A 10,204-nucleotide genomic window follows, 5' to 3' on the forward strand; every position below is an offset into this window, starting at 1 on the left:
CAGCAGCATGGTGGCGAGCAGCCAGGGCGCCAGGCCGGCCAGGCGCGGCCGCTGGGGCCACAGCGCACCGGCAAGACGCGCCGTCAGCAACAGCGAGGCCAGCGCCGCCAGGGTCGGGACCAGGCGCGGCCACCATTCGTTGACGCCGAACACCGCCCAGCCGGCCTGCATCAGCCAGAACAGCAGCGGTGGCTTGTCCACGTACACGGCAAAGTTTTTGTGCGGCACGATGAAGTCGCCGCGCAGCCACATCTCCCAGGCCACCGACAGGTAGCGCGTCTCGTCGACCGGCAGCAACGGCCGGCTGGCCAGCATCAGCAGGCCCAAGCCGGCGGTCAGCGCCAGCGCCGGCCAGCAGCGGCGCGCCAACCCGAAACAGGCGTCCATGGGCGCTCAGCGGGGCTTCAGGTGCAGCACGCGGTTGGCGCGCGTCTCGGCCAGATACAGGCTGCCGTCCGGCACCAGTGCGATGCCCTGCGGCTCGCGCAAGTGACGCGCGATGACGCGCCGGCGGCCGTCCTTGATCAGCACCAGCCGGCCGCTGCGCACGGCGCTTTGCACCACCCACAGGCTGCCGTCACTGCCGCAGGCGAGCTGACGCAGGCCATCCAGGTGCTCGGCCAGCACCTCGACGCCGGCCGGACCGTGGGCAAGGATGCGATCACGGCCGCTCTCGGCGATGCCGATGCGCCCGTCCGGCAGCCGGCACAGTCCCCGGGGTCGGTCCAGGCCGTCCAGCACGGTTTTGGCTTCGCCGTCGGCGCCGATCTCGAGCAGCCGGCCGTCGGGCAGGTCCTGGGTGACCAGCAAGCGGTCGTCCGGCAGGCGCAGTAAGCCGCTCGGGTGATCCAGGCGCGCCAGCACGCGCAGCTTGGCCGAGCCGATGTCGTAGCGCATGACCCGGCCGTTGGGGTCGTCCTCGGCCACCACGATGCCGTCGTCGAGCAGCAGCAGGCCGTCCGGCTCGCCGAAGTCGCCGAACACCGTTTTCGGGCCGTCGGCGGTCAGTTCCACCAGAAACCCCGGAATGGTTTCGAGCGTCACGTAGCGCAGCCGGCCGTCGGCGTCGAGCGCCAGCGCGTCCGGCCGCGACAGGCGGACCTTGCCCACGACCTGCCAGTCCGTGTGCAGGTGTCGTGGCCAGCGGATGCCGTAATAGACGCCATACGCCAGCGCGGCGGCCAGCAGCCCCGCCAGCAGCGTCAAAACGCGTGAGCGCCGGCGCATCAGCCGGCCGCCCGCGCGCGCCGGCGCTTGTCGGTGAGCGGCACGCGGCCGAGCGGGGAGTGCCGCGGCGGCGTGCCCGGCACCACGCCGGTGCCGGCGTGGGCGGCCTCGTACAACGCCGTTAGCAGCGCGATGTTGCGCCGGCCCTCGGCGCCATCCACCAGCCAGGGGTGCGGCGCGCCGCCGCGCACGGTGGCGGTGACGGCCTGCAGGTAGCGGGCGTGGCCGTTGCCGTATTCGTTCTTCACCGCCTCGCTGGCGGCCTGCATCACCTGCTGCGGGTCGTCGTCGGCGCCGGCGAAGCGCCAGCTGGCGAGCTGGTTCACGGCGATGCCGGCGATCACCACCGAGCCCTGCTCGCCCAGCACGCTCAGCGAGCCTTCCAGGTTGTCCGGGCGCGTCGCCACGGTGGCCTCGTAGATGCCGAGCGCGCCCGAGCGAAAGCGCAGCAGGGCGGCGGCGGTGTCCTCGACCTCGATGTCGAGCAGGCGGGTGGCGATCTGGCACTGCACCGACTCCACCGGCCCCATGAACCACTGCAGCAGGTCCAGGTGGTGACTGGCCTGCTGCGACATCACGCCGCCGTCCAGCGCCCAGGTGCCGTGCCAGTGATCCTGGTCGTAGTAGTCCTGATGGCGGCACCAGCGCACGCGCACCGTGCCCAGCACCGGCGTGCCGAAGCGGCCGGCCTCGAGCGCGCGGCGCGCCGCCTGCACGGGCGTGTTGAAGCGGTTCTGGTAGACCACGTACAGCGGGGCATGATGGGCGGCGCAGGCGGCGATCATGGCATCGCAGTCGGCCAGCGTGAGCGCCATCGGTTTTTCCACCACGATGCTGCGCCCGTAAGCGGCCAGATCGATCACCACTGCGGCGTGGTAGCCGGTCGGCACCAGCACGTGAATGAGCTCGATGTCGGGATGCGCGGCCAGCATGGCGTGGTAGTCGGTGTAGCCGGGCACGCCCTGCGCGGCGGCGCTGGCGGCCGCCTTGGCCGGATCGATGTCGCACACCGCCACCAGGCGCGCCTCGCGCATCTGTGCCACCGCCTCGAAGTGCTTGTAGGCAACGCGTCCGCAGCCGACGATGGCCACCGCCACCGGCTGGTCGGTTCGATCAGTGCTCATGCAGTTCTCCAGGTTCGATTTCCCGCCAGCGGCGGTACACGTGCAGGCCGCCGCCGGCCAGCGCCAGCAGCATCAGCGCGCCGGCCGCCACCTGCAGCAGCGACACGGTGAGCGAGGTTTTGCCAAGGCCGCTGCCGAGCAGCGTGAGCGGCAGCCCCTCCGGCAGAAAGCCGAGGAAGGTGCCGAGCAGGAAAGTGCCGAGCGGGGTGTGACGCACGCCGAGCGCCAGCGACACCACGGCGCTGGCGATCGGCAACTGGCGCAGCACGAACACCGCCAGCACCGAGCGCTGGTCGAGCAGGCGGCGCAGGCCGGGATGATGGGCCAGCCGCGCCTCGACCGCGGCGCGCCCGGCCCAGCGCGCGGCGGCGAAGGTGAGTGTGGCACCGAGCACGCTGCCGAGCTGGGCATACAAAAGCCCCTCGGCGAAGCCGAACGCCGCGCCGCCGACGAAATAAAGCGCCAGGCGTGGCACCCCGGCGGCCGTCAGCAGCCCGCCGCCGAGCGCGAACCACAGCGGCGCCAGCGGCCCCTGGCGGTCGAGCCAGTTCTTGACGTGCTGGTAGTCCAGCAGGTCGGCGCCCAGCGGCGTGCCGTGCAGCAGACCGAGCGCCAGCAGCACCACCGGTATGGCGAGCAGCGGGCGATGGCGCGCGTTCATGGGGCAGGTCAGTCGTCCAAGCGGTCGAAGCGCAGCGCGCGGCGCTGGTACCAGCGCACGCCAAAGCAGTCGGCCAGCCCCCGCCACAGGCGGTTGTGGATGCCGTACTTGGACACCCCGGCCAGGCGCGGGCGGTCGTTGATGGGTATCTCCACCACCGTGCCGCCCTGCGCCTTGATCAGCGTCGGCAAGAAGCGGTGCATGCCGTTGAAGACCGGAATCTCCACCAGCGCCTGGCGCCGCAGCAGGCGAAACGTGCAGCCGGCGTCGCGCAGCCGATCGCCGGTGATGGCGGCCCGAAAGCGGTTGGCGGTGCGGGACGCAAAGCGCCGCAGCCAGCCTTCCTTGCGCTGCGCGCGGTAGCCGCACACCGCGTGCACGCCGGGCGAAAGCGCCGCGAGGTACCGCGGGATGTCGGCCGGGTCGTTCTGCAAGTCCGCATCCATGGTCAGCACCAGCGCGCCGCGGGCGTGCCGAAAGCCGCTCGCCTGACCGGCGCTCTCGCCGCTGTTGATGCGGTGCGTGAGCACGCGAAGGCGCGGTTCCGCGGCCGCCAGACGCGCCAGCACCTCGGCGCTGCGATCGGTGCTGGCGTCATTGACCGCCAGCACTTCCCAGGCCAGGCCGAGCCCGTCTAGAACGGGTTTTAGTTCCGCCAGCAGCGGTTCGAGGTTGTCCTGCTCGTTGAAGACCGGGATCACCACCGACAGATCGACCGCCTCAGCCACGGAACGCCTCCACCGCATCGCACACGCGCTCGACCTCGGCCTCGGTCAGGCCCGGAAACATCGGCAGCGACAGGCAGCTGGCGCACACGTCTTCGGCCACCGGCAGGCTGCCTGGGCCGAGCTTCAGGTGCGCGTAGGCCGGCTGCCGGTGCAGCGCCAGCGGGTAGTGCAGGCCGGTGCGGATGCCGTGCTCGTGCAGATGCGCGGCGAGCGCCTCGCGCCGGGCGGCCCGCACCACGTACACGTGATAGATGTGCTCGGCGCCCGGGCGCTCGGTGGGCAGCGTGAGCCACGGCAGGTGCGCCAGGCGCGCGCGGTAATGGGCGGCGATCTGCCGGCGCGCGGCGTTCCAGGCAGCGAGCTGCGGCAGGTTCACGCGCAGCAGCGCCGCCTGCAGGGTGTCGAGCCGGCTGTTGGTGCCCTCGAACTCGTGCGCGTACTTGTCCTCGCGGCCGTGGTTCGAGTACATGCGCACGCGCTTGAGCAGCGCCGGATCACGCGCGATCACCGCGCCGCCGTCGCCGAAGCCGCCGAGGTTCTTGGATGGAAAAAAGCTGTACACGCCGGCATCGCCGAAGCTGCCGAGCGCCCGGCCCTCGAAGCGTCCGCCGACCGCCTGCGCGCAGTCCTCGACCAGATACAGCCCATGCTCGCGGGCCAGTGCCAGCAGTCGCGGCAGGTCCGCCGCAAGCCCGTACAGATGCACCGGCACGACGGCGCGCGTGCGCGGCGTGATGCGCCGCGCCACGTCGTCCGGGTCGAGGGTGTAGGTGTCGGTCTCGATGTCGGCGAATACCACCCGCGCGCCGGCGAGCGTGACCGCCTCGGCGGTGGCGATCGCCGTGTGCGCCGGCACGATCACCTCATCGCCCGGCCCGATGCCAAGCGCGTGCAGCACCGCCTGCAGGCCGAGCGTGGCGTTGCCGACGCCGACCGCGGCCGGCACGCCAAGCGCGGCGGCGAACTCGTGCTCGAAAGTCGCCACCGCCTGGCCGCCAACGAAATCGCAAGCCTCCAGCACCGCGCAGGCGGCCTCGCGCAGGGCGGCTTGCAGCGGCGCGTACTGACGGCGCAGGTCGACCAGCGGGACGGGGGCAGCGGGCATGCGACGGTTCCAGGGTGGTGAGCGAATGCGGCCACCGTAGCCGACGGCCCGTCAAGGCCGTGTTAGGTCAATGTCAGGAAAGCGTTAAGGAGCCGCTGATTTAGCAGGCCGTTGAAAAAGGCCTTCCTGCCCTTTTTCAACTCGGCTCGTCGCGGCACATGTCCGCAACGAGCCTCCCCCACATCAAGCGCTTGACGCGCTTGATGTGGGGGCACGCCATCCCTGGCTTGCCTTAGCAGGTCGTTGAAAAACCTTTTTTCACGGCCTGTTAGTCAGCGGTTTCATCCGGGGCAGGATGCCCCGCATGAATCGACGGCGTAAGCCGTGGGTTCATGTGGCGCCGGGCGCGGGCGCGAATACCAGCGCAAAGCGCGTGCCGCCCTGCGGCAGCGGCTGCGCCTGCACCTGCCAGCGCAGGCGCTCGCAGATGCGGCGCACGATGGACAGACCGAGGCCCTCGCCCGGGGCGGTGTCCGGTGTCAGGCGCACGTGGCGGGCGAAGGCAGCGGCTATGGCGGCGGTGTCCAGGCCCGGGCCGCTGTCGTCGACCAGCACCGCCCGGTCGGTGACGGTGACGCGCACCGCCCCGTCGGGTGCGTAGCGGGCGGCGTTGTCGAGCAGGTTGCGCAGCGCCACGGTGAGCAGCGGGCGCGGGCAGGCGACCGTCAAATCCGCTTCCTCGTGCAGGTCGACGGCCGCCGGCGCGACACCGGGCGCCGCCTGCAGACGCTGCAGCTCGGCCCGCACCACGGCGTTGACCGAGCACGGCGCGGCCGGCTGGTCGGTGGCGCGGCCGAGCGCCAGGAAGGCGTCGATCAGATCCTGCATTTCGAGCGCCGCCACCTGGATGCGTTCGACCGCATTGCGCGCGCGCGGCAGCAGCTCGGCGCGCGCCAACAGCGTCTCGGCGGCACCGGCGATGATGGCGGCCGGCGTGCGCAGCTCGTGACTGACGTCGCTGGTGAACAGGCGCTCGCTGGCGATGAACGCGTGCAACTCGCGCAGGCGCTGCTCGAACACGCGCGCCAGCTCGCCGATCTCGTCGTCGGCGAAACCGGCCGCCAGGCGCCGCGGGGCGCGCGCCGGATCGGCGCTGCGCACGCGCCGCGCCAGGCGCCGCACCGGTTCGAGCACGCCGTCGGCCAGCAGGCGGCCGGCCAGCAGCGCCGTCAGCACCGACAGTGCGCAGCCGGCCGACAGCACCAGAAACCAGCGTCGTTCGCGGCGCTCGAGCGTGGTGGCGCGGCTGACCAGGTAGTACTGGCGGCCGTCGCGGTCGCGGCGCAGCACGTGGTAGGTGTCGGTGCCGTCGAACACCTCGCTCCAGCCCACCGGTTGGTGGTGCAAAAACGCCGGCCGCGCGCCCGGCGGCACGTCCGGCACCACGTACAGGCGGGTGTCGTTGGCCAGCGTCCACGGCTGCGGCTGGGCCGAACCTTGCAGGCGCTCGATCCACCAGCGCAGCTCGCCGTCGAGCTGGCGCGCCAGCACGGACTCCTCCATTTCCTCGATGGCCACGAAGGTGACCAGCGCGAACAGCCCCGACACCGCGCCGGTGAGCACCACCAAGGCCGCCACCAGGCGCTGGCGCAGCGACGCATGGCGGGCATTCACGGCCCGCGCTCCGGCGCGGCGGTCTCACTGAGGCGGTAGCCGATGCCGCGCACGGTTTCGATCAGGGGCCGCGCGAACGGCCGGTCGACCGCCTGCCGCAGGCCGTGGATGTGCGTACGCAGCGCATCGCTGTCGGGCGGCGCATCCGGCCACAGCAGGCGCTCGAGTTCGGCCCGCCGCACCAGGCGCGGGGCGGCGCGCAGCAGCGCTTCGAGCAGTTTCAGCTCGGTCGGTGTCAGGGTGAGCGGCCGCCCGGCGCGCTCGGCGCGCGCGTTGTCCACATCCAATGTCAGATCGGCGCAGCGCAGCAGGGTCGTGGTGGCCGGCCGGCTGCGGCGCAGCAACGCCTCGATGCGCGCTTCGAGTTCGGCCAGCGCGAACGGTTTGATCAGATAGTCGTCGGCGCCGGCGCGCAGGCCCTCGACACGCTGCTCGACCGCATCGCGCGCGGTCAGCATCAGGATGGGCGTGCGAAGGTGCAGCTCGCCGCGCAGCGCGCGGCACAGCGCCAGACCGTCCAGGCGCGGCAGGTTCAGGTCCAGCACGATCAGGTCGTATGCACCGTGACTGGCCAGCGCCAGACCGGCCAGGCCGTCGCGCGCCGAGTCGAGCTCGTAGCCGTGGCCCTCGAAATAGTCGTACAGGTTCTGCAGCAGGGCGGCGTTGTCTTCCACCAACAGCAAACGCGCAGCGGGTGCGCCGGGGTCGCTCATCGGCTTTGCGGGTTCACGGGCGTGAGGTTTCTTGCGGCGAGCCGAAAAAATCCAGGGAGGGATTTTTTCGGCATCGGTTCGCGCCCGCACCGAGTCATTCGGTGCGGGCGCCCGGGGCAGGACGCCCCGGCCTGGGTCAATGGCGCAAGCCATTGGCTCAGGGAGCGCAGCGCGGGCGTGTACCGCGCTGCGGCGAGCCGAAAAAATCCAGGGAGGGATTTTTTCGGCATCTATCAGAGATACGGCGAGAACAGCCAGCACAGCGCGTCGCGCGTGCGCTCGGCCAGACGCCGGCCGCTGATCTCGGCCAGCGTCACCGGCCGCGAGGCGTTCCAGGCGGCGGTGAAATGGGCCGCCAGCGCGGCGTTGAAGTCGGCATCGAACACCTCGACGTTGAGCTCGAAGTTCAGGCGCAGGCTGCGTGGGTCGAGGTTGGCCGAGCCGACCTGGGCGTAATCGTCGTCGACCAGCAGGCATTTGGTGTGCACGAACGGCGGCGGCTGGTAGCGCACCTCGACGCCGTGCTGCAGCAGCTCCCATAGCAGGTTGCGCGTGGCCCAGTGCATATAGGGCAGGTTGTTTTTGCCTGGCAGCAGGACGGACACCGCCACGCCGCGCAGCGCGGCCGCCTGCAGCGCGCCGATCAGCTCGCGCCCGGGCAGGAAGTACGGCGTCATGATGCAGATGCGTCGCTGCGCCGCCGACACCGCCGCCAGCAGTATCAGCGCCAGGCGGTCCAGGTCCTCGTTGGGGCCGTCGGTGATGACCCGGCAGGCGGCGCTGCCGGCGCCGGGCGACGGCGGTTTCGGCTCCGGCAGCGCCTGGCCGGTGGCGAAATGCCAGTCCTCGGCGAACACGCTCTCGATCTGGCTCACCACCGGGCCGGTAAGACGCAGCTGCAGGTCGGCCACCCGGTAGCCGCGGCCGTCGCCGAGCACGTGGTAGTCGGCGATGTTCATGCCGCCGGTGAAGGCGACCTCGCCGTCCACCACCAGAATCTTGCGGTGATTGCGCAGGTTCACGTGCAGGCTGGGCGGCCACAGGCGCAGCGGCAGGAACAGCGCCACCTGCACACCGCCGCGGCGCAGTGCCGGCGCGGCGCGCGGCAGCGTGTACCACTGGCCGAGGCCGTCGATCAGCACGCACACCGCGACGCCGCGCCGCCGGGCAGCGCACAGCGCGTCGATGATCTCGCGCGCCGCGCCGCGGGCACCGAAGATGTAGGTGGAAAGATAAACATATCGTTCGGCCGAGCGGATGGCCTCGATCATCGCCGGGTAGGCCTGCTCGCCGTTGTGCAGGCGTTCGAGGGCGTTGCCGGGCAGGCAGGGGCGGCGGCTGATGCGCGCCGAGGCGCGGCCGATCGGGCTGTCCGGCGGGCCGGCGCTGGCCGGCTCGGCGAGGTCGGCGTCGTCCGGCTGTTCGTAGTCGAACTCCAGCGGCAGCGGAAAGCGCCGGCCCAGGCGCCGGCCGCGGGTGCGGATGCGGTTCACGCCGAACACGAAATACAGCAGTGGCCCGCCCAGCGGCAACAACAAGCTGATGCCGATCCAAGCCAGCGCGGCGCGCGGTTCGCGCTTGGTCAGCAGCGCATGCCAGGCGCACAGCAGGCCGAGCGCGAGCTGCAGCGCCAGCGTCAGCCAGGCCAGCGTGGCGGTGAGCGGAGCGCCCATGCGCTAGGCAAGCGCTGAGGTGGGCAGCGCTTCCCGCCCGTGGCAGGCCGGCCGGGCACGAATCGCGGGCTCGAACCCATGACTCATCGGGAACGCTGCGCTCGCCGGCCGAACTGCGGCGGGCGCGAGCGCTCCGGGCCGGCGGGGTTTCACTGGAACAGGATCACGCTGCGGATGCTGCGCCCGGCCTGCATCAGGTCGAAGGCTTCGTTGATGCGCTCCAGCGGCAGGGTGTGGGTGACGAACTCGTCGACCTTGATCTGGCCGGCCAGATAGCGGTCCACGTAGCCCGGCAACTGCGAGCGGCCCTTGACGCCGCCGAAGGCGCTGCCGCGCCACACCCGTCCGGTCACCAGCTGGAACGGCCGGGTGCGGATTTCCTCGCCGCCGCCGGCCACGCCGATGATGGTCGACTCACCCCAGCCCTTGTGGCAGCACTCGAGCGCCGCGCGCATCAGGTCGACATTGCCGATGCACTCGAACGAGTAATCGACGCCGCCCTGGGTCAGCTCGACGATCACCTCCTGGATGGGCGCCGCATGGTCCTTGGGATTGACGAAATCGGTGGCGCCGAGCTGGCGCGCCAGCTCGAACTTGGCGGGGTTGATGTCGATGCCGATGATGCGCGCGGCCTTGGCCATCACCGCGCCCTGCACCACGGAAAGACCGATGGCGCCGAGCCCGAACACCGCCACCGTCGAGCCCGGCTGTACCTTGGCGGTGTTGAGCACCGCGCCGATGCCGGTGGTGATGCCGCAACCGAGCAGGCACACCTTGTCGAGCGGCGCGGCGGGGTTGATCCTGGCCAGGGCGATCTCCGGCAGCACCGTGTACTCGCTGAAGGTGGACGTGCCCATGTAGTGGTACACGGTCTGGCCGCGGGCGCTGAAGCGGGAGGTGCCGTCCGGCATCAGGCCCTTGCCTTGCGTGGCGCGGATGGCCTGGCACAGGTTGGTCTTGCCGGACGTGCAGAACTTGCACTGCCCGCATTCGGGCGTGTAGAGCGGAATCACGTGATCGCCGGGCTTGAGACTGGTGACGCCGGGGCCGACTTCCTCGACGATGCCGCCGCCCTCGTGACCCAGGATGGCCGGGAACACGCCTTCCGGATCGCGGCCGGAAAGGGTGTAGGCGTCGGTGTGGCACACGCCGGTGGCGACGATGCGCACCAGCGCCTCGCCGGCACGCGGCGGGGCGACCTCGACGTCCTCGATCTGCAGTGGCTGGCCGGCGGCCCAGGCGACGGCGGCGCGTGCTTTCATTGAGTCGGCTCCCGGTGTTCGCGGTGACGGTCGCGCGCCGAGGCATTCGGTGCTTACCGTGCGGGGCACCGATTATGCCAAGCCGCGCCGATGCTTC

The 10,204-nt window shown here is 71.3% G+C and carries 10 protein-coding genes; all 10 read right to left on the bottom strand.

What is annotated here, in order from left to right; genetic code table 11:
• On the bottom strand, positions 1 to 387 hold a 387-nt coding region (locus PHC73_RS07145), incomplete at its 3' end, for a glycosyltransferase family 39 protein (protein ID WP_300126208.1).
• Between the two features lie 6 nt (positions 388 to 393).
• Positions 394 to 1,227, bottom strand: coding sequence for a hypothetical protein (locus PHC73_RS07150; protein ID WP_300126210.1), 834 nt, complete (start codon positions 1,225 to 1,227; stop codon positions 394 to 396).
• Entirely contained in the window at positions 1,227 to 2,351 is a 1,125-nt protein-coding gene (locus tag PHC73_RS07155; RefSeq protein WP_300126212.1) for a Gfo/Idh/MocA family oxidoreductase, read from the bottom strand. The genes PHC73_RS07150 and PHC73_RS07155 overlap by 1 nt, the downstream gene beginning before the upstream one ends.
• Positions 2,341 to 3,012, bottom strand: coding sequence for a VTT domain-containing protein (locus PHC73_RS07160; RefSeq protein ID WP_300126215.1), 672 nt, complete (start codon positions 3,010 to 3,012; stop codon positions 2,341 to 2,343). Before PHC73_RS07160 ends, PHC73_RS07155 begins: the two co-directional genes overlap by 11 nt.
• Before the next feature lie 8 nt (positions 3,013 to 3,020).
• Positions 3,021 to 3,740 (bottom strand): glycosyltransferase family 2 protein, encoded by a 720-nt coding sequence (locus tag PHC73_RS07165; RefSeq protein ID WP_300126218.1) that lies wholly within the window; start codon positions 3,738 to 3,740, stop codon positions 3,021 to 3,023.
• Positions 3,733 to 4,845, bottom strand: coding sequence for a DegT/DnrJ/EryC1/StrS aminotransferase family protein (locus PHC73_RS07170; protein ID WP_300126220.1), 1,113 nt, complete (start codon positions 4,843 to 4,845; stop codon positions 3,733 to 3,735). Before PHC73_RS07170 ends, PHC73_RS07165 begins: the two co-directional genes overlap by 8 nt.
• A gap of 330 nt (positions 4,846 to 5,175) precedes the next feature.
• Positions 5,176 to 6,459 (bottom strand): HAMP domain-containing sensor histidine kinase, encoded by a 1,284-nt coding sequence (locus PHC73_RS07175; protein WP_300126222.1) that lies wholly within the window; start codon positions 6,457 to 6,459, stop codon positions 5,176 to 5,178.
• Entirely contained in the window at positions 6,456 to 7,172 is a 717-nt protein-coding gene (locus PHC73_RS07180; protein WP_300126225.1) for a response regulator transcription factor, read from the bottom strand. Before PHC73_RS07180 ends, PHC73_RS07175 begins: the two co-directional genes overlap by 4 nt.
• Before the next feature lie 233 nt (positions 7,173 to 7,405).
• Positions 7,406 to 8,845, bottom strand: coding sequence for a phosphatidylserine/phosphatidylglycerophosphate/cardiolipin synthase family protein (locus PHC73_RS07185; protein ID WP_300126227.1), 1,440 nt, complete (start codon positions 8,843 to 8,845; stop codon positions 7,406 to 7,408).
• A 149-nt stretch (positions 8,846 to 8,994) separates the two neighbouring features.
• Positions 8,995 to 10,107 carry an S-(hydroxymethyl)glutathione dehydrogenase/class III alcohol dehydrogenase gene (locus PHC73_RS07190; RefSeq protein WP_300126229.1) on the bottom strand — a complete coding sequence of 371 codons (1,113 nt, stop codon included), beginning with the start codon at positions 10,105 to 10,107 and terminating at the stop codon, positions 8,995 to 8,997.
• Between the last annotated feature and the right edge of the window lie 97 nt (positions 10,108 to 10,204).

The sequence above is a fragment of the Immundisolibacter sp. genome (assembly GCF_028696615.1).
Lineage (GTDB): Bacteria > Pseudomonadota > Gammaproteobacteria > Immundisolibacterales > Immundisolibacteraceae > Immundisolibacter.